Source organism: Gilliamella sp. G0441 (assembly GCF_050589305.1).
In the GTDB taxonomy this organism is placed as follows: domain Bacteria; phylum Pseudomonadota; class Gammaproteobacteria; order Enterobacterales; family Orbaceae; genus Gilliamella.
Genome location: NZ_JBNRJF010000004.1, coordinates 118,552 through 137,369, shown reverse-complemented (window position 1 = coordinate 137,369; position 18,818 = coordinate 118,552). Strand labels below are relative to the sequence as shown.

The window sequence follows — 18,818 nt, the reverse complement described above, 5'->3', positions numbered from 1 at the left end:
GCTTATTAAACAATATTAATGAAGGTTTAACTATAAAACCATAAGCTTTGAATTTATTTTTCTTTAAAAATGTTTTCTTTAATTTTAGCATCTAAGTTGTTAACCCAACGATTATAGTTGCGGTGAACTTTTCCACTGCTACTTTTTAAATTTTCGCTAGCGGAATAATAGTCAATAGAATATCCTTGCTCAGTATATTTAATATTAACCATAACTTCGAAAGAACGATTAAATAAATGTCCTCGAATAGTGTCATTACCAATCGGTTCAAGCTTCCAGGTACCAAAAGTTGAACGTCCTTTTGTTGATGAATCTAAAATTGCTTTTTTTATTTTTTCTTTAGTCAAGCCATTGACTGAAGTATTGAAACTCCTCGGTTCTTGATATTTACCAGCACAACCAAATAATAGACAGACAAAGAAAGTGGCTATTATCAACTTAAAAAACTTCATTAGTTTACTCCTTGAATAAAATTGATTAATTTTTAATTTAACGTTTTTTACAAATTAACAACGTATGTCCATAACCTAATCCATCAATATCTTTTTCAACATGAAAACCTGCTTCATTTAAAGATTGATAAAATATTTTAGAATGGTAAAAACGACTATTGCCATTTGCTAAACAGGTAAAATATAGAGACGAGGCATTTAAACTTAATGCACCAGCCTCAAAAGTTTGTCTATCCCAAAACAAATCCATAATACAGACAGTAGCCTCATCTTTCATAGTACGATGAATTAATTTTAAGATATTAGTAATTTGTTCACGACTAAAACAATCAAGAAACTGGCTCATCCACCAAACATCAGCTTGATTGGGTAATGAATCATCTTTCAACAAATCGACTTCAACGCTATCAATCCGTTCAGACAAACCAGCCTGTTGAATGTTCTGTTTGGCAACATTAATTTGCTGCGGTAAATCCAAAAGCGTTATTTTAATATGCGGGTTTTGTTTAGCACAAAAAAGTGCCCATTTGCCTGTATTGCCCCCCACATCATAAATATGCTTTGGATTTAATTGTTCAATATGTGAAAAAGCAGCAGGAAAAGAATGATCTGAATAGAAATGGTCAAATTCAAACCAGCTTTTTTTAGCTTGCTCAGGTAACACTTGTAAAGCAGGATATATGGTTGACCAATCACCGAAAACTTTTAGACCTTCTGGTTTTCCCGATTCGAGAGCGGATTTTAGATAACGCATGCTTTCATAACAAATATCTTGAGTAAAATTAAGATTAACTTTCGTCATTTTGTCATGTAATAAATAATGACCAATTTTTCCCAAAAGAAAACGGGAATCTTGTTGATAAATGACATGCATACTTAATCCAATATCTAATAATAATTGAATTGCATATTCGGATAAATCCACCTTTTTAATGAGCTCATCAATCGTTATTCCGTCAGTTCTTGCTCGGTCTATACTTGCTAATAATCCTTTATCTCTCATACAGAGGACTGCTTGAAATAAAATAGGAGAAAACGCAATTTTTTGAGCTTCCGTTATCGCCTCTAATGCAGAATATTTATCTTTGTTATATCCATATCTAATGTTTTCTTGTCCAGTCAATCTATTGCCTTTTTATTGATTTGATGTATTGTATAAGTAAATTATTCGTAAAAAATATTTTTTTTTAATAATATTACAAAATAGTGTTAAGTAAAGAATTAAATAATTAAAATTTTATGAAATCGAAATAAAAATGAATTTTTCTTTTAGTATTGAAAATTGGTTTGCTTTATCTTCTGGTCTTTCAACTAAATCTGACTGGGAATTATGGTCAACATCTTCTAATCATAATTGGGATATGCCTTTACCAAAAACAAAAAAAATACCAATGATGCAAGCCCGTAGAATGAGTGTGGGCTCTCGATTAGCTGTGGAAATTGGTCTTGAACTAATAGACAATCATCATTTTGATTTAGCCATCTTTACTAGTCAGCATGGTGAATTAGAAAGGACCCATAAAATCCTAACTTCGATGAATCAAAATCATGATATTTCACCGACAGATTTTGCCCTTTCCGTACATAATACAGCATCAGGATTGGTCTCTATCATTAGTAATAGAAGCATACCCATTAGCTCAATTTCCGCACATGATGATAGCTTTCAACAGGGATTAATTGAAGCATTTTCAATATTACATCATGGTAACAAAAAAGTCTTGCTTATCGATTTTGAGGGTATGGTTCCTGAAACCTATCAAAAACAGATTAATTATTATGTTCCTGCTTATGCCGTTGGCTATATATTAACGACAGGTGATCAGTTTAATTGTAAAAGCATCCAAAAATCACCACAGGTCTATCAACCTAATTATCCGCAATCAATCGCTTTTTTACATGCTTATTTATGTAAACAAAAACATTTTATTATTCAAGGAAACTCTCAAGATTGGCAATGGACAATAAATCAGTAATCCCCAAAAAAGTTTATACTTTAAATCAATGTTGGCGATTGTTCGCTATAGCATTTGGTTTCCTATTGTTTGGAGTTTTTGGTTTAGTTGTCTTATCAATTTTATGGTTTAGTTTATTAAGACTAGTAATTCGGAATAAAAACGTTCGAATAACGATTGCTCAGTATAGTATAAGCATTAGCTTTAAAATTTTTATCAGCATCATAAAATTATTAGGAATTATTCAATATCAATTTGAAGGACTTGAAAAACTGAAACAGGATAAAAATTGTCTGATTGTGGCTAACCACCCTTCTTTGCTTGACGTGGTATTGTTAGTTTCTGTTTTGCCTCGTTGCGATTGCTTAGTCAAAGGCGCACTATTAAATAACATTTTTATTAGCGGTATTATCAAAACAGCCGGATATATTCTAAATGCTGAATCGGAAAAGATATTATTACAATGCCAACAAATTTTATCCAACAACGGGCGACTACTCATATTCCCAGAAGGAACTCGAACCGTTCCCAATCAACCAATTAAATTACAACGAGGTGCAGCAAATATTGCATTACGTTGCCATGCCGATATACGGATTATTCATATCCAATGCGATCCTCCTTTTTTGATAAAGGAACAAAAATGGTATGACATTCCTATCAAAAAAACATCATTCAACATTATGATTGGTGAAAAAATTTCAATTGATGATTTTATCGAGCCAAATACAACAGTTGCAGCAAGAAAATTAACACGATATTTAACCTCCGTCCTGATCCAGGCTGAGAAAAATTAAATTAGAGCAAAGATAAAGGTAATTTAATGGAACAACTACACAATGAAATTAAATCGTTAATAATTAATGTATTAAATTTAGAAGATATCACTCCTGAGGATATTGATACAGAAGCTCCCTTATTTGGTGAAGGTTTAGGCCTAGACTCTATTGATGCGTTAGAACTTGGTCTAGCAATCAAAAACCAATTTGGTATTGTTCTATCTGCAGAAAGTGATGATACAAAAAAAATGTTTTATTCTATTAAAACATTAGCTGATTTTATCGTGTCTCAACAACAAGGAGCCTAATTATATGGACAAGCAACAAATTTTTAATCAAGTTCAATCTGCACTTGTACAACTTTTCGAATTATCGCCAGACGATATTAAACCCGAATCAAAACTTTTTGAGGAGTTAGAGCTCGATAGTATTGATGCTGTTGATTTAGTCGTTCATCTTCAAAAAAAGATAGGAAAAAAAGTAGATCCTGAAACATTTAAATCGGTAAGAACAGTCCAAGATGTTGTTGAAGCAGTAAATAAACTAGTTAATAATAAATAATAAGATAATTATATGAATACAGTTAAGTCAATAATAAGCAAGATAACGAATATCTTATTTGTCTTTTATCCATTTATTATTTACTTATCACTACACTACCAACATGTTGAATTAGCTATTTTTTATTTGATATTTTTATTTGTTTTAAGGTTAATCACTCTACCAAAACTATTTTCAAATATTAAATGGCTAAGCAAAGTTGTAACATGTTTTGGGTTATTGTTAACCATAATTAGCTGGCTATTTTCGAAATATCAACTCCTACTGTTTTATCCGGTAGCCATTAATTTGATATTTTTTATTGTATTTAGTTATTCACTAACTCAACCACAAACAATAATTGAAAAATTTGCCGAAATGAAAGATCGGCAATTACCCGATCAAGCGGTACAGTATATACGTAATGTTACTATTTTCTGGTGTATATTTTTTATTTTTAATGGCACTATCGCCTTGGCAACGTGTTTACTTGAAAACATATATTGGTGGACAATTTATAATGGATTAATTAGCTACCTTTTAATCGGAATTTGTTTGGGGGTGGAATGGCTAATCCGTCAAAAATTTCAACGTTAAATTTTTTATCACAGCAATTACTGCGATCAGAACAAGAAATTATCGCTTTTAGACACAATCTACCTTTATTAGTTGCGGATCTTAAAACTAAAGTGTTCAAAATTTCTAACGGATTAAAACATGATAATAACCAACTTTGGGCTTTATCTATGCATGATAGTTTTAATTTTATAGCCGGATTATTGGCATTGCTTTATTCTGGAAAACAGCCGCGACTACTCAATCCATATCATCAAGAGATGAGACAATACTACACAGCTCTTTTAACTGATAACGAGATAAATAATAGTCAATTTACTGATAAGAAGATCATTAACATTAATCATTTACCTTCACACAATTTTCGATATAAAAATAGACAATTAACTCACAATTTTAAACAACAGACATTAACGCTCTTTACCTCTGGCTCAACGGGTCAGCCAAAACCTATTGAAAAATCGGTTCATCAGTTGCAACGTGAAATTGAAATACTCAATAAGGATTGGGGAAAATCACCCTACGATCTTATCATTGCATCCATATCACATGAACACATGTACGGATTAACTTTTAAAATCATGTTATCGTTGCATAATAAAATACCTTTTGTTTGTGAACCAGTGCTTTATCAGGAACATCTAGCATCGTTTAAGAATAAACATATTATTTACATCACTTCACCATCGATTATTAAAACGTTAGATCGTAACTTGCCCGTAATTTATTGTGACAAGGTGATTTCATCGGGAGGTAAATTAAGATATGAAGAATCACAATTTTGCCTAGAGAAACTGGGCGTTCTACCAAATGAAATATATGGTTCAAGTGAAACTGGTATTATTGCAACTCGACAACAAACCCAGCCAAATACACCATGGCAGAACTTTTCTTCAATGCGAATTGAATATGATCAAAGTTCACAACAAGCCATTTTGTACTCGCCATTATTAGATGAACCTGAACTTCTGAATGATAAAATTGAGATAATCAGCGATAAGCACTTTCATTTATTGGGTCGGAGGGACAAAATTATCAAGATCTCGGAAAATCGAGTATCACTCACACATATTGAAGATAAAATCAATCAACTTAACGAAGTTGAACAGGCAATAATAATTCCATTAGAACAAAGTAATCGAACAATACTCGCTGCTGTGATTGAATTAACACCAAATTATAAAACACATTTACAAACTTACAATCATTTAAAATTAACACAATATTTTCGACTTTTATTAAAAGATACATTATTATTAATTGAAATGCCTAAAAAATGGCGATTTGTTGAATCTCTTCCTAAAAATTCTCAAGGAAAATCCACTTACATTGAATTAAAAGCATTGTTTAATGGAATAAAGAAGTATAATGAATAAAAAATATGTAAATGAAATAATTATTAATGTTAGCGAAATGGATAATTTGACTCGAACAGAAGGAAGCATTGAATTTACGATTCCTGATGATCTTTTCTGGTTTAAAGGACACTTTCCATCTCAACCATTATTGCCAGGCGTTGTACAACTAAACTGGGCAATTTATTATGCTAATCAAATTTTTGATAGCAAATTCAATATATTATCAATGGATATTGTTAAATTCCAATGTCCTGTTTTGCCTAACGATAATATTATTTTAAATTTAGTTTGGCATAAACAATGCAATAAACTTGAATTTAAATATACTATTAACTTCAATGATAATAATAAAATTGCTAGTTCAGGAAGGCTAACCTTATGCCAGTAGTATCATTACCTGTAGCAACAGATTATTGTTTTGTTATTCCTTGTTATAACCATAGCCAATCGCTATCAAACGTACTTAAATGCATTGAATCTTACAAATTAACTTGTATTTTAATCGATGATGGTAGCTCCCCTGATGAAACGGAAAAACTTAAACAAATTACAAGCCACTTCACTTGGGTAACCTTAATTCATTTATCCAATAATCAAGGTAAAGGGGCGGCGGTTATGGCAGGACTCAATTATGCCTTAAATCAAGGTTATACTTATGCAATACAAATCGATGCAGACGGACAACATGATACCAAAATTATTACCGAAATGATCCATCAGTCACTATTAAATCCACATGCTCTTATCTCAGGTTGTCCTGTTTATGATAGCTCTGTTCCCAAACATCGACTCATAGCACGATATATCACTCACTTTTGGGTCTGGATTGAAACCTTATCATTTTCAATAAAAGATAGCATGTGTGGATTACGTATCTATCCGCTACAACAAACATGTAACTTAATTGCAAATTATCAAATTGGCAAACGAATGGATTTTGATACAGATATTATGGTGAGGTTGTATTGGAAAGGTATGCCATCAATTTTTGTTCCCACTAAAGTCACTTATCCTGAAAATGGGATTTCACACTTTAGAGCATTAAAAGATAATTTATTAATTACATGGATGCATACCCGATTATTTTTTGGGATGCTGCCAAGAATCCCAACATTGATTAATCGAAACTTAATCAAAGATACTTCAACATCACATTGGTCTGAAATTGAAGAAAAAAAAGGACTATGGGGAATTAAAATAATCCTAAAACTTTACCAAATTTTTGGTTTAAAAGTGGCAAAAACGATTATGTTTCCAGTTATAAGTTATTTTTGGTTGACCGGGAAAAAACAACGTTTGGCGTCAAATACCTATTTAAAACAAATTAAACAATTTTATCAGAATGTTCCATTAGTCGATAAAAAACAACTGACTTCTTTTCGGCATTTTCAACGTTTTGGCGATTCACTCTTGGATAAATTAGCCAGCTGGCAAGGTGATATCAACATTCAAGATATTTATTCATCCAGCAAACAAATATTCTTCGAACTGATAAATAACAAACAAGGCATAGTGTTAATCTGCTCACATCTTGGTGATATAGAAATGTGCCGTGCCATTGCTGAATTTTCACACAATATCAAAATTAATGCGATAGTCTTCAAAAAAAATGCCGCTCGATTTAATCAAGTATTAAAAGAAGTTAATCAAGCCTCAACCTTTAATTTAATAGAAGTTGACAGCTTAGGGCCTGATACAGCAATCTTACTTAAACAAAAGCTTGAAGCAGGTGAATGGGTCGCCATTATGGGGGATAGAACAACAAGCAATCCTTACCAAAGAACGCCAAAAAACAACGTAATTTGGGCTGATTTCTTGGGTAAACCTGCGCCTTTTCCTAAAGGCAGTTTTGTTTTAGCATCAGCACTAGGTCATCCTGTCTATTTAGTTTGGGGGTTAAAACCCAATGGGCGTTTTCAGGTCTATTTAGAACATTTTGCCGATAAACTGATTACATCAAGAAAAAATCGCCAAGCTGAACTTGAAAAGATCATTCAAACTTACGCCAAAAGATTAGAATATTACTGCCTTATATCTCCTTTAGACTGGTTTAATTTCTTTGATTTTTGGCAACTTAGTCAACCCGATCCCAATAAATTAGAGACAAGTAATAAAAGCAATGAAAAATGATTTAAAATACAGTACAACAATTGAATATACCACTTCATTCCATGATACTGATGCGATGGGGGTTGTATGGCATGGTAATTATCTAAAATTTTTTGAAAAAGCAAGGGAAGCCTTATTCCAAAAATTTAATTACGGTTATAAAGAAATGATCAACTCAGGCTACTTATGGCCTATTGTTGATACGCGAGTAAAATACATTTCGCCAACTATAGCAGAACAAACATTAAAAATTGTTGCTACTTTAGAAGAATACGAACATCGAATAAAAATTAGCTATCTTATTTTAGATGCTAAAACGGGGAAAAAAATGACATCAGGATATACCATACAAGTTGCCGTTTCAACTTCAACACAAGAGATGAGTTTTATCACCCCTCAAATTTTTTTGAATCAATTTGGATTATAAAAATGAATAAATTTATTGCGTTACTACTTACTACTTTAGCAATATTTTTTTCAAGCCTAGCTCACGCTATTACACTTGATGAACTGCAAAAACATTTCAGTAAAAATGAGGTGATTCGAGCTGATTTTACGCAAAATCGTTATATAAATGGATTATCCAATCCGCTTCATTCAACCGGAAAGATGATTTTATCCCAAAAATGGGGATTATGGTGGCAACAACAAACGCCTTTTACGATGACTTTGAAAATGAATAATCAAAGAATGGAGCAACGCATCGATGATCAAACGCCTCAAATTATTACCGCGGAAAATCAACCTCAATTATTCGAATTTAACCATTTGCTAACAGCTATTTTCACTGCTGATAAACAAAAGTTAGAAAATAACTTCATGATAAATTTGTCAGAACAAGAGCATCAATGGACACTTATCCTTACCCCCAAACTTGCGCCATTGAACAAAATATTTAAAGAGATAATTCTGACTGGTCATAAACATTTAAATACGATAACACTCAATGATATGCAACATGATAAAACAGTGATCACTTTTTCAAAACATCAAACGGCTAATTTGACAGAACATGAACTATCATTATTCAAATAATTCAATGAAATCAAAAAAACGAGCTTTTTGGTGGCTGTTAGTCGTTATGGGTTTGATGCTTGCGCTCGGTTATCTTATTTTGAATAGCAAACTTAACAGTAGTGTCCTATCACTGTTACCGAAAGAACAAACTCACGATGTGCCGACAGAACTTATTAATGGATTTCAAGACAGGCTTGATAAACAACTGGTTTGGTTAATCAAACCGACAGATCCCCATAATTTAGCCCCCATAACATGGTGGTACCAAAATCTAAAACAACAGTCTTTCATCGCTCAAGTTAATGGGCTAATTGATGAAAATTTTCAGCAAAATTGGGGGACTTTTACTTATCAATATCGTTATCAATTATTGGATGTAAAAACCATTGAACGACTTAAAACTGGTACTCAATTTAGTTGGATTCAAAGCCAACTTTATTCGCCATTTAGTGGTGTTAGTGCAGCCGAACTTAACCACGATCCCTTATTACTTACCCGTTCATCTCAACTAAATCAACTAAGTGACACGCATCATTTAACAATAAAAAATAATTGGCTAGCAGCCCATGATGCACAAGGTGACATTTGGTATATGATTTATGCCGAATTAAACGGTTCATCGTTTAATATGAACGCTTCACATCAAATGGTGACACAACTGAATTTGTTAGCTGAACAGTTAAAAACAAAGTGGCCTGATACTCAAATTTTAAAACGGGGCGTACTGTTCTATAGTGATCACGCAAGTACTGAGGCAAAAGCAGATATTACCACGATTGGCAGTTTATCCATTATTGGCATTATTATATTAATGATTACGGTATTCCGCTCTGTCAGACCTGTTTTTCTTTCATTGTTATCAATTTTTATTGGTATGATTTGTGGATTAGTTGCGGTTCTCTCAATATTTGGTGAAATTCATATTATGACACTTGTCATGAGTACCAGTATCATCGGCATCACAATTGACTATTCTTTGCATTATCTAACCGAGCGTTTGCTTCATGGCAACCGTGAATCAGCAATATGCAGTTTAAAAAAATTAATTTCTACATTGTCCATTGCATTATGCACCAGCTTTATTGCCTATCTTATTTTATTAATTGCCCCATTTCCTGGTTTAAAACAACTTTCTGTTTTTGCTGTATTTGGGTTAACCGGTGCATTTTTAACAGTCGTATGTTGGTATCCTTTTTTAGTTAAAAAATTACCTGTTCGTGAACAAGTTGGTCAACATTTATTAACATTTTGGCTTCAACTTTGGCAATCGAGCGTGATGCAATGGGGCATGATTATTTTTGCGTTAATCTTTATTGCTTATGGATTAATCCATTTAAAAGTTGATGATGATATTAGTAAATTACAAACTTTGCCAGCCGAACTACAACAACAGGAAAAACAGATAGTGAGTATTACACACCAATCAAACGAACAAAAGTGGTTTATTGTTTTTGGCGATAATGCTCAGCAAACATTACAGCGGCTTGAAAATTTTATCCCACAATTAGAACATGCAAAACAACAAGGCGTATTTACACAATATCAAACGATTAATTTGCCTTCTATTAAAAAACAGCAAAAAAATGTTGCGCTAATTCAGCAAAATGCCCCTAAAATCCTAACTTCATTGCAACAATTAGGTATTAATGCAAATACACCAAACATTGTGAAACCTATTGATGTTATCACCCCCGAACAATGGCAACAAAGTGCAATTAGTCAAGGTAGAAAGTTACTCTGGTTATCATTAAAAGATGGGAAAAGTGCAACATTAATTCCCATTAGTGGTATTGAGCAATTAAGTGAACTTAAGGCGTTATCCAAACCAGAGCAAGGTATTTATTGGTTAGATCGCCGTTCAGAATTTAATACCATGTTTACCCATTATCGAATCTATTTATCACAATTAATGGCTGGAGCCGTATTAATTATTTGTTTGTGCTTTATTTTTTATAATCGTAAACAAGGAGTAAAATTTGCATTAAAAAGCACATTACCTACATTGTTATCAATCGGTATAGCTCTTTCATTACATGGTATAATTGGACAAACAATAAATTTATTCTCCATGTTAGCGCTGATTCTTGTCATTGGTATCGGCATAGACTATAGTCTATTTTTAAGAAATGATAAAAGCCAAACTCAAAGTGCACTACTGGCGGTTACTTTGGCTGCCTTAACAACATTATTATCATTTGGTCTACTCATTATTAGCCATACTAGTGCAATTAAGGGATTTGGTTTAGTTTTAACAAGTGGCATATTCGGCGCTTTTTTATTTGCTCCGCTTGTAGTAAGAAAAAAATAATGAAATACAAATAAATAGAAAATCAGGAATTTTAGGATGAATAAATATTTAGTTTCAATGGTTTTAGTATTAGCAACACTAATTTCAGCGTGTGCACATCAATCAGAGCAACCAAAAGCTTGGCTAACTAAACAAATTAACATTAAATTGCCATCGCCTAAATTTAATCAACCTTATCACGACCAACAACTTCTTAAATTTAAATACAACAATCACGAAAATTCAATTATTACTTTAGTAGATGCTAATCAAAACCAATTGAAAGTTGTGGCACTATCTGCGTTAGGAGTACGACTATTCGAACTCGAATATAACGGAAAAAATATTAAAACTAAGCAAAATATTTTTGTTAAAGAACTGCCTCCTCCTGAGCAAGTTCTATCAGATATATTGTTTAGCATTTTACCAACCAAAGAGTGCCAATCTGCATTACCGAAAGGTTGGATTCTGGTTGATAATGAATTTAATCGAATTTTATTAAATGATAAAAATGAGCCTATATTTAGTATAACTTATCAAGAAAAACTATCTGCTCAGATCCGAAAACCGATCCGAATTGAACACCAAATATTTGGATACCAAATTATTATACAAAGTATGGATACAACTAAATGATCTATATAGCGGCACTTGGTGCAATCAATGCTTTAGGTAATAACCTTGCAGAGATAAAACAAAAATTAGCAGAAAAATCTGGCTCCAGACACTGTTTAGTTGAAGAAAATCACTGGTTATTAAATGGGGAAAAAACTTGGTTAGGCAAAGTGGAAGATAACTTACCTGATATTCCGGAACATTTATCCCAATATAGAACGCACAATAATCAATTATTGTATGCGTCTTATTTACAAATTCAAAATGAAATTCATCAAACTATTAAAAAATACGGTAATGAACGTATTGCTATCATAATGGGAACGAGCACATCAGGAATTCATGAAGGTGATATTTATATCAAACATTGTTTAACTAATAATAGCCAACGAAACTGTTTTACTTACAATCAACAAGAGTTGGGGGATCCGTCATCTTTCCTTAAAGCTTTACTAAAATTACAAGGCCCAAGCTATACCATATCAACTGCTTGTACGTCGAGTGGCAGAGCAATTATCAGTGGTAAGCGACTAATTGAAGCTGGTATTGTTGATGCAGCCATAGTTGGCGGTGCCGACAGCCTTGGCAGAATGCCAATTAATGGCTTTAATGCCCTAGAAGCCCTATCAGAAAGTCCTTGCACGCCTTTTGCCCAAAATCGTAATGGAATAAATATTGGTGAAGCAGGCGCAATATTTTTATTAACGAAAACAGAAACAAGTGACATTGCTCTTTTAGGTACCGGTGAATCTTCCGATGCTTATCATATATCTTCACCTCATCCTGAAGGTATAGGCGCAGAAAAAGCAATGCAATTAGCTTTAGATGATGCAAATTTGCAACCAAGAGATATTGGCTATATTAATTTACATGGTACCGCAACTATATTGAATGATATTGCCGAAAGCAAAGCAGTCTATCGGTTATTTAATCAAACATTACCACCCTGTAGCTCAACGAAACATCTAACTGGACATACTTTGGGTAGTGCTGCTGCCACCGAATTAGCAATCAGTTATTTACTACTTGAACAAAATATTTATCTACCTATACAAGATTTTTCGACATCGCAATATGATAAAAATCTTGATAAAATTAACATAGTTACTCAAGAAATGATGTTAAAAAAACCTATCATAATGTCAAATTCTTTTGCATTTGGAGGCAACAATACATCGCTTATAATTGGAAAAATTTAATGCAATACCATTTAGCAAGTTATTATTTAACGCATGAAAAACCAATGATAATGATTGAAAAGGTTCATTTGATTGATTCACAGCAATGTATTTGCAGTGTAGAGGTGAATAAACAAGGGATACTATCACCTTTCTTAAATGAAGATGATACTTTACCAAATTTTTATGCCATTGAGCTAATGGCACAAACCATAGGTGTATGGAATGGATATCATGGTTTGACTAGTGATAAGAAACCCACAATTGGTATGTTATTAGGCGGACGAGCAATAAAAAGTACGTTAAAGGCCTTTCCATGCAATAGTCATTTAATGATTCATGCAGATCTGGTACTTAATGATACCAAATTAGCTAATTTCGAATGCAAAATTACGATAAATCAACAAATCGTTACAACCGGAAAATTAAATGTTTATGAACCAGATGAATGCGAATTAGACAATTTATTTGGTCAACAGCGATTTGGATAGGAGAAGAACAATAATGGAAAGAACAGTACTTGTCACTGGCGCAAGTAAAGGAATTGGGCAATCGATTGCTTACAAACTTTCACAAGATGGTTTCACTATCGCCGTTCATTACCACAGTGATAAGCAAGGGGCGCTTGATACCCAAGCTACCATTAAAAAATTGGGTGGTAAAGCACGTTTAATACAATTTGATGTTAGTAATCATTCGCAATGTCAACAAACGATTGAGCAAGACATTGCTCTCAATGGTGCCTATTATGGTGTTGTTAACAATGCAGGAATCATACGAGATGGCGCCTTTCCTGCATTAACAGAAAATGATTGGAAAGATGTCATACATACCGATCTCGATAGTTTTTATAACGTTTTACACCCTTGTATTATGCCTATGATAGGGTTACGCAGTGGTGGGCGTATTATTGTTATCTCATCTGTCTCTGGCATAGCAGGCAATCGAGGGCAAGTTAATTATAGTGCAGCAAAAGCGGGAATAATCGGCGCAAGTAAAGCATTGGCACTTGAACTTGCTAAACGAAAAATTACTGTTAATTGTATTGCTCCAGGATTAATTGATACAGGCATACTAGATATGGAGCCCATTGCGCTACAAGAAGCAATGAAAATGATTCCATTAAAACGAATGGGACAAGTCGAAGAAGTTGCAGGGCTTGCCAGTTATTTGATGTCAGATTTAGCGGGATATATCACACGCCAAGTCATTTCAATCAACGGAGGAATGATATGACCAAAAGAGTCGTTATAACAGGTATGGGTGGAGTCACGGCATTTGGCAATGACTGGTTAAGTGTACAAACAAATTTAAAGCAATTAAATAATGCCGTCAGATATATGCCTGAATGGGAAATTTATGACGGACTACACACAAAATTGGGTGCCCCTATCGACAATTTTACCTTGCCTGAACATTATACCCGTAAAAAAACTCGCTCTATGGGTAGAGTGTCATTACTGTCTACTAAAGCAACAGAACTAGCGTTAGAAAAAGCAGGATTATTAGATGATCCAATCTTAACGAATGGTGAAACAGGTATCGCTTTTGGTTCTTCAACGGGAAGCACTCAGCCGGTTGCTGAATTTGCAACTATGTTAAACGAAAAACATACTAACAACATAACGGCGACCACCTATATACAAATGATGCCACATACAACAGCGGTAAACACTGGCTTATTTTTTGGATTAAAAGGTAGATTGATAACAACCTCGAGTGCTTGCACTTCCGGAAGTCAAGCTATTGGATATGCTTATGAAGCCATTAAATACGGGATGCAAACTATTATGGTTGCAGGAGGCGCTGAAGAGTTATGTCCTTCGGAAGCTGCTGTATTTGATACATTATTCGCAACAAGCCAATTAAACGATCAACCCAAAAGATCACCACGGCCTTATGATCGGGATAGAGACGGACTAGTTATTGGTGAAGGCGCCGGTGCACTTATACTGGAAGAGTATGAACATGCCAAAGCCCGAGGTGCTAAAATATATGGCGAAATTATTAGTTTTAAAACCAATTGTGATGCCAGTCATATCACTCAACCACGCCAAGAAACTATTCAAATCTGTATGGAGCAAGCTTTAAAACAAGCAAGATTAGATCCTAAACAAATTGGCTTCATTAGTGCTCACGGTACAGCTACCGCCAGAGGTGATGTAGCCGAAAGCAATGCTGTTGCCAATATCTATGGTAATCAAACCCCAATATCGTCATTAAAAAGCTATTTTGGACACACACTTGGTGCTTGTGGTGCAATTGAAGCTTGGCTATCTGTCGAAATGATGCATAGTGGTTGGTTTAACCCAACCATCAACCTTGAAAATGTCGATCCTGCTTGTGGTGATTTGGATTATATTGTCGGTACAGGCCGTCATCTGGATATCGAGTTTATACAAACTAACAACTTTGCTTTTGGTGGCATCAACACTTCAATTATTATTAAACGTATCTAGTTTTAAATAAAAAATAACAACTGTATAAGTTAAATGCAGTTGTTATTTTTAGGTATGCAGTTTTAACAAAAAAAAGGGCATTACAGCCCATTTCCTTGCCTGAAAAACAATCTTTCAACGCTTTTTACCACATTTTTTGAGATTTTCTCAGAAAGTTTTTGTCTACGTTGATAACTGACTGAAATGATCTTATGCGAATCCAAGTGAGATAAAATAAAATCATCACTGGTACTGATTTCATCCACCAAGCCTTTATCTTTCGCTTGTGTTGCAAACCAGTGTTCACCCGTTGCCACTTGATCGATATCGATATTGGGACGATACTCTTTAACAAAATCTTTAAATAACAGATGAGTTTCTTCAAGTTCTTGTTTGAATTTTTGGCGACCTTCATCAGTGTTTTCACCAAACATAGTTAACGTCCGTTTATACTCCCCTGCTGTTTGTAACTCAATATCCACATCATGCTTTTTAAGTAAGCGATTAAAGTTAGGAATCTGAGCAACCACGCCAATCGAACCAACGATAGCAAAAGGTGCTGCAACAATTTTATTAGCGGTACATGCCATCATATATCCACCACTCGCGGCCACTTTATCAACGACAGCAGTAAAAGGAATATTACGAGTTCTGAAACGTAATAACTGTGACGCAGCTAATCCATAACCATGTACAACACCACCAGGACTTTCAAGTTTAATCACAACTTCATCTTCAGGTTTAATAATCGCTAATACCGCCGTAATTTCTTGACGTAATTCTTCAACTTCGTGCGCATCCATACTACCATTAAAAGATAACACAAATAGTTTGGGTTTGGTCTTTTCGTCCGTTTGGTTAATGGTCTGTGAATCAGGCGAATCTTCGGAGATTCCTGCTTTAGGCTGTTCGCCCGCTTTTTCCTGTTTCTTTTTTTGCTTAGCGGCTAATTTTGCCTGTTTCTTCTCAAGCTTTTTCTGTTTTTTGAGATCTTTCATAAACTGCTTAGCTTCGAGCTCGTCCATGCTCGACATTAACATTTCATCTTTAACTTGTTCATACTCTTGACTGACATCTTTTACCGATAAGCGACCAGCAATCGTTGCCGATTTGCGACGCTGACTTAATATGAAGATCAGCACGGCTAAAATTGCAACAACAACAGTAGCTGTTTCAGCTAAGAAAAGAGAATATACTGAAAACCAATTCATTTAATAATTATCCTTTGATTGAATATTTTATTTATTATAACAATATAATTGAGGATTGTGCCGAAAATCAACAAAGATAAAAATTGTCGCTTTATTCGGCAATTCAAATTATTTATACTGTTAGCCCAATTTATTGTTATATGAGAACGAATATGTCTTTACGCCCAATTACCGAAATTGCCAATCAATGTAATATACCTGAAGAATTTGTCCTTCCTTATGGTAAACATGTAGCCAAGATCGATTTATCCATTATCAAAGAAAATCAAAACAAAACAACAGGCAAATTGGTACTTGTTACTGCTATTACGCCAACTCCCCTTGGAGAAGGTAAAACGGTCAATACCATTGGGCTAAGTGAAGGATTGAATTACTTAGGCAAAAAAGCGATTGCTTGCATTCGTCAACCCAGTCTTGGACCGGTATTTGGTGTAAAAGGTGGCGCAGCTGGTGGTGGGCAAGCCGAAGTATTACCGATGGAGACATTAAATTTACATTTAACGGGTGATATCCATGCGATAACAGCAGCGCATGATTTAGCATCGGCAGCATTAGATTCACGACTTTATCACGAAGATCGTCTTGGTGATGAATTCACAAACGAAACGGGATTACCTCGTTTAAATATTGATATTAATCGCATTGTTTGGAAACGCGTCATTGATCATAACGATCGAGCATTACGTAAAATCACTGTTGGCGTCGGTGGTAGTGTAAATGGCGTTGAACGACAAGATGGATTCGAAATTACCGCTGCTTCGGAGCTTATGGCAATTTTAGCTTTAGCTTCGGATTTACAAGATATGCGTGAACGCATTGGACGTATTATTTTAGCTTATAATACTAATGGTGAACCAATAACGGCTGAACAACTTGAAGTTGCAGGTGCAATGACAGTCCTACTTAAAAATGCCATTAACCCAAATCTGATGCAAACTGTCGAAAATACACCGGTTTTAATTCATGCCGGCCCTTTTGCCAATATTGCGCATGGTAACTCTTCTGTTATTGCGGATCGCATTGCATTAAAACTTGCTGACTATGTGGTGACTGAAGCAGGATTTGGATCGGATATGGGGATGGAAAAATTCTTCAATATCAAATATCGCCAAGCAGGAATCAAAGCTGATTGTGTTGTATTGGTAGCAACTGTACGAAGTTTAAAATCTAACAGTGGTAAATATAACATTAAGCCGGGTCAACCCATTCCAAAAGAGATATCGGAATCTAATGTTGAATTACTTGAAATTGGCGCAGCTAACTTGGCATGGCATATCAATAATGCCAAAAGTTACGGTTTACAAGTCATTGTAGCTATAAATCGCTTTCCACATGATAGCGAAGAAGAACTTGCTTTCTTACAAAAATACGCGGTTGAACATGGCGCATTGGCGTGTGAAATTAGTGAAGTCTTTACACAAGGTGGTAAAGGTGCTGAAAAACTGGCTGAGCATGTTATCAAAGCTTGCGCTATGCCGAGTAAAATTCAATTGCCCTACCCAGATAACATGCCATTGATTGATAAGATTCAAACTATGGTAAAAAAATATGGTGCTAATAAAGCAAATTTATCCGCTAAAGCATTGGAAAACATTAAAGAGATCGAAGCATTGAAACTGGATCATCTGCCACTTTGTATTGCTAAAACACCTATGTCAATTAGTGCTGATGCTAACTTAAAAAATGTCCCTACGAACTTTGATGTCGATATCAGTCATCTAGCCATATCCGCTGGTGCTGGTTTTATTCGAGTTTATGCAGGAAACGTCATGACCATGCCAGGACTTGGTACCAATCCAGCATATAGGCAAATTGATATTGACAAAGATGGTAATATTATAGGTTTAAGCTAATGCAAGAAGTGATTATGCAAACCAAACAACAATATAAAGCATTTATAGATGAACAAAACTGTATTGGCTGTGGCAAATGTATTCGCGTTTGTCCAACCGATGCAATTGTTGGCAGTAAACAAGTTTTACATACCATTTTGCCACAATTATGTACCGCATGTAGTAATTGTATTAATACCTGCCCAACGGACTGTATTACTTTAAGCACATTAGGCGTGAGACTAAGTGACGCAGAAGAGTTACAGTTAACGCAGAAAAAGCAGCAACGGCTCAATCACAATCAGTTAGTTCCACCGACAATATTATTTCCTCGCACTGTGCCAGCAAGTAATACTCAAAAATCGGTCAATCAAACCGATCGTAAACAGTCAATTGCTGATGCGATTGCCAGAGTAAAAGCTAAAAAAAACCTCGCTAAGTAGCGAGGTTTTTATTTAAGACTCAATGCCA

At 34.4% G+C, this 18,818-nt stretch carries 21 protein-coding genes; 18 read left to right on the top strand and 3 right to left on the bottom strand.

Annotated features, from left to right (window positions below; translation table 11 throughout):
* Positions 1 to 53: 53 nt before the first annotated feature.
* Both ACKJXD_RS05375 and ACKJXD_RS05370 read right to left on the bottom strand, forming a co-directional pair.
* Positions 54 to 452 (bottom strand): hypothetical protein, encoded by a 399-nt coding sequence (locus ACKJXD_RS05375; protein ID WP_294826405.1) that lies wholly within the window; start codon positions 450 to 452, stop codon positions 54 to 56.
* 37 nt (positions 453 to 489) lie between these two features.
* Complete coding sequence (locus ACKJXD_RS05370; protein ID WP_363317364.1) at positions 490 to 1,557, bottom strand: methyltransferase; 1,068 nt, start codon at positions 1,555 to 1,557, stop codon at positions 490 to 492.
* A 151-nt stretch (positions 1,558 to 1,708) separates the two neighbouring features.
* Between ACKJXD_RS05370 and ACKJXD_RS05365 the strand changes: the two genes are divergently transcribed.
* Genes ACKJXD_RS05365 through ACKJXD_RS05290 form a run of 16 tightly spaced genes read left to right on the top strand, consistent with a single transcriptional unit; the run spans position 1,709 to position 15,325 of the window.
* Entirely contained in the window at positions 1,709 to 2,428 is a 720-nt protein-coding gene (locus ACKJXD_RS05365) for a beta-ketoacyl synthase chain length factor (protein WP_430875742.1), read from the top strand.
* Positions 2,410 to 3,204: a lysophospholipid acyltransferase family protein gene (locus ACKJXD_RS05360; protein WP_294826410.1), complete on the top strand. Its 795-nt coding sequence runs from the start codon at positions 2,410 to 2,412 to the stop codon at positions 3,202 to 3,204. The genes ACKJXD_RS05365 and ACKJXD_RS05360 overlap by 19 nt, the downstream gene beginning before the upstream one ends.
* 26 nt (positions 3,205 to 3,230) lie before the next feature.
* Entirely contained in the window at positions 3,231 to 3,494 is a 264-nt protein-coding gene (locus tag ACKJXD_RS05355) for a phosphopantetheine-binding protein (RefSeq protein ID WP_294826412.1), read from the top strand.
* A gap of 4 nt (positions 3,495 to 3,498) precedes the next feature.
* Positions 3,499 to 3,747 carry an acyl carrier protein gene (locus ACKJXD_RS05350; protein ID WP_430875741.1) on the top strand — a complete coding sequence of 83 codons (249 nt, stop codon included), beginning with the start codon at positions 3,499 to 3,501 and terminating at the stop codon, positions 3,745 to 3,747.
* A 12-nt stretch (positions 3,748 to 3,759) separates the two neighbouring features.
* Positions 3,760 to 4,323, top strand: coding sequence for a hypothetical protein (locus ACKJXD_RS05345; RefSeq protein WP_294826416.1), 564 nt, complete (start codon positions 3,760 to 3,762; stop codon positions 4,321 to 4,323).
* Entirely contained in the window at positions 4,293 to 5,678 is a 1,386-nt protein-coding gene (locus tag ACKJXD_RS05340; RefSeq protein ID WP_430875740.1) for a hypothetical protein, read from the top strand. The genes ACKJXD_RS05345 and ACKJXD_RS05340 overlap by 31 nt, the downstream gene beginning before the upstream one ends.
* Positions 5,671 to 6,048, top strand: a complete 378-nt coding sequence (locus ACKJXD_RS05335; protein WP_430875739.1) for a hydroxymyristoyl-ACP dehydratase — start codon at positions 5,671 to 5,673, stop codon at positions 6,046 to 6,048. The genes ACKJXD_RS05340 and ACKJXD_RS05335 overlap by 8 nt, the downstream gene beginning before the upstream one ends.
* Positions 6,039 to 7,790 carry a glycosyltransferase family 2 protein gene (locus ACKJXD_RS05330; RefSeq protein WP_430875738.1) on the top strand — a complete coding sequence of 584 codons (1,752 nt, stop codon included), beginning with the start codon at positions 6,039 to 6,041 and terminating at the stop codon, positions 7,788 to 7,790. The genes ACKJXD_RS05335 and ACKJXD_RS05330 overlap by 10 nt, the downstream gene beginning before the upstream one ends.
* Entirely contained in the window at positions 7,780 to 8,196 is a 417-nt protein-coding gene (locus ACKJXD_RS05325) for an acyl-CoA thioesterase (protein ID WP_430875737.1), read from the top strand. Before ACKJXD_RS05330 ends, ACKJXD_RS05325 begins: the two co-directional genes overlap by 11 nt.
* A 2-nt stretch (positions 8,197 to 8,198) precedes the next feature.
* Entirely contained in the window at positions 8,199 to 8,804 is a 606-nt protein-coding gene (locus ACKJXD_RS05320; RefSeq protein ID WP_430875736.1) for an outer membrane lipoprotein carrier protein LolA, read from the top strand.
* 4 nt (positions 8,805 to 8,808) lie between these two features.
* The gene (locus ACKJXD_RS05315) at positions 8,809 to 11,094 is read left to right on the top strand and encodes an MMPL family transporter (protein ID WP_430875735.1); all 2,286 of its coding nucleotides are present in this window, start codon (positions 8,809 to 8,811) and stop codon (positions 11,092 to 11,094) included.
* A gap of 36 nt (positions 11,095 to 11,130) precedes the next feature.
* Positions 11,131 to 11,709, top strand: a complete 579-nt coding sequence (locus ACKJXD_RS05310; RefSeq protein ID WP_430875734.1) for a DUF3261 domain-containing protein — start codon at positions 11,131 to 11,133, stop codon at positions 11,707 to 11,709.
* Positions 11,706 to 12,887: a beta-ketoacyl-[acyl-carrier-protein] synthase family protein gene (locus tag ACKJXD_RS05305; protein ID WP_294826432.1), complete on the top strand. Its 1,182-nt coding sequence runs from the start codon at positions 11,706 to 11,708 to the stop codon at positions 12,885 to 12,887. The genes ACKJXD_RS05310 and ACKJXD_RS05305 overlap by 4 nt, the downstream gene beginning before the upstream one ends.
* Positions 12,887 to 13,357: a 3-hydroxy-fatty acyl-ACP dehydratase gene (locus ACKJXD_RS05300; RefSeq protein ID WP_294826434.1), complete on the top strand. Its 471-nt coding sequence runs from the start codon at positions 12,887 to 12,889 to the stop codon at positions 13,355 to 13,357. Before ACKJXD_RS05305 ends, ACKJXD_RS05300 begins: the two co-directional genes overlap by 1 nt.
* A 13-nt stretch (positions 13,358 to 13,370) precedes the next feature.
* A complete protein-coding gene (locus ACKJXD_RS05295) occupies positions 13,371 to 14,102 on the top strand; it encodes a 3-ketoacyl-ACP reductase FabG2 (protein ID WP_294826436.1) in 732 nt (243 codons plus the stop codon).
* Positions 14,099 to 15,325 carry a beta-ketoacyl-ACP synthase gene (locus ACKJXD_RS05290; RefSeq protein WP_430875733.1) on the top strand — a complete coding sequence of 409 codons (1,227 nt, stop codon included), beginning with the start codon at positions 14,099 to 14,101 and terminating at the stop codon, positions 15,323 to 15,325. The genes ACKJXD_RS05295 and ACKJXD_RS05290 overlap by 4 nt, the downstream gene beginning before the upstream one ends.
* 80 nt (positions 15,326 to 15,405) lie before the next feature.
* Here the strand turns inward: ACKJXD_RS05290 and sohB are convergent, their stop codons facing one another.
* A complete protein-coding gene (gene sohB, locus ACKJXD_RS05285) occupies positions 15,406 to 16,515 on the bottom strand; it encodes a protease SohB (RefSeq protein WP_267359114.1) in 1,110 nt (369 codons plus the stop codon).
* Positions 16,516 to 16,667: 152 nt separating this feature from the next.
* On the opposite strand from sohB, the gene ACKJXD_RS05280 reads away from it, so the two are divergent.
* Together ACKJXD_RS05280 and ACKJXD_RS05275 are read left to right on the top strand one after the other, a co-directional pair.
* Entirely contained in the window at positions 16,668 to 18,368 is a 1,701-nt protein-coding gene (locus tag ACKJXD_RS05280) for a formate--tetrahydrofolate ligase (protein WP_430875732.1), read from the top strand.
* Complete coding sequence (locus tag ACKJXD_RS05275; RefSeq protein ID WP_294826443.1) at positions 18,368 to 18,790, top strand: RnfABCDGE type electron transport complex subunit B; 423 nt, start codon at positions 18,368 to 18,370, stop codon at positions 18,788 to 18,790. The genes ACKJXD_RS05280 and ACKJXD_RS05275 overlap by 1 nt, the downstream gene beginning before the upstream one ends.
* Positions 18,791 to 18,818 lie beyond the last annotated feature (28 nt).

Coding starts and splice junctions, on each gene's coding strand:
- ACKJXD_RS05375 (WP_294826405.1), bottom strand. CDS start 452: ATGAAGTTTTTTAAGTTGATAATAGCCACTTTCTTTGTCTGTCTATTA.
- ACKJXD_RS05365 (WP_430875742.1), top strand. CDS start 1,709: ATGAATTTTTCTTTTAGTATTGAAAATTGGTTTGCTTTATCTTCTGGT.
- ACKJXD_RS05360 (WP_294826410.1), top strand. CDS start 2,410: ATGGACAATAAATCAGTAATCCCCAAAAAAGTTTATACTTTAAATCAA.
- ACKJXD_RS05355 (WP_294826412.1), top strand. CDS start 3,231: ATGGAACAACTACACAATGAAATTAAATCGTTAATAATTAATGTATTA.
- ACKJXD_RS05350 (WP_430875741.1), top strand. CDS start 3,499: ATGGACAAGCAACAAATTTTTAATCAAGTTCAATCTGCACTTGTACAA.
- ACKJXD_RS05345 (WP_294826416.1), top strand. CDS start 3,760: ATGAATACAGTTAAGTCAATAATAAGCAAGATAACGAATATCTTATTT.
- ACKJXD_RS05340 (WP_430875740.1), top strand. CDS start 4,293: ATGGCTAATCCGTCAAAAATTTCAACGTTAAATTTTTTATCACAGCAA.
- ACKJXD_RS05335 (WP_430875739.1), top strand. CDS start 5,671: ATGAATAAAAAATATGTAAATGAAATAATTATTAATGTTAGCGAAATG.
- ACKJXD_RS05330 (WP_430875738.1), top strand. CDS start 6,039: ATGCCAGTAGTATCATTACCTGTAGCAACAGATTATTGTTTTGTTATT.
- ACKJXD_RS05325 (WP_430875737.1), top strand. CDS start 7,780: ATGAAAAATGATTTAAAATACAGTACAACAATTGAATATACCACTTCA.
- ACKJXD_RS05320 (WP_430875736.1), top strand. CDS start 8,199: ATGAATAAATTTATTGCGTTACTACTTACTACTTTAGCAATATTTTTT.
- ACKJXD_RS05315 (WP_430875735.1), top strand. CDS start 8,809: ATGAAATCAAAAAAACGAGCTTTTTGGTGGCTGTTAGTCGTTATGGGT.
- ACKJXD_RS05310 (WP_430875734.1), top strand. CDS start 11,131: ATGAATAAATATTTAGTTTCAATGGTTTTAGTATTAGCAACACTAATT.
- ACKJXD_RS05305 (WP_294826432.1), top strand. CDS start 11,706: ATGATCTATATAGCGGCACTTGGTGCAATCAATGCTTTAGGTAATAAC.
- ACKJXD_RS05300 (WP_294826434.1), top strand. CDS start 12,887: ATGCAATACCATTTAGCAAGTTATTATTTAACGCATGAAAAACCAATG.
- ACKJXD_RS05295 (WP_294826436.1), top strand. CDS start 13,371: ATGGAAAGAACAGTACTTGTCACTGGCGCAAGTAAAGGAATTGGGCAA.
- ACKJXD_RS05290 (WP_430875733.1), top strand. CDS start 14,099: ATGACCAAAAGAGTCGTTATAACAGGTATGGGTGGAGTCACGGCATTT.
- sohB (WP_267359114.1), bottom strand. CDS start 16,515: ATGAATTGGTTTTCAGTATATTCTCTTTTCTTAGCTGAAACAGCTACT.
- ACKJXD_RS05280 (WP_430875732.1), top strand. CDS start 16,668: ATGTCTTTACGCCCAATTACCGAAATTGCCAATCAATGTAATATACCT.
- ACKJXD_RS05275 (WP_294826443.1), top strand. CDS start 18,368: ATGCAAGAAGTGATTATGCAAACCAAACAACAATATAAAGCATTTATA.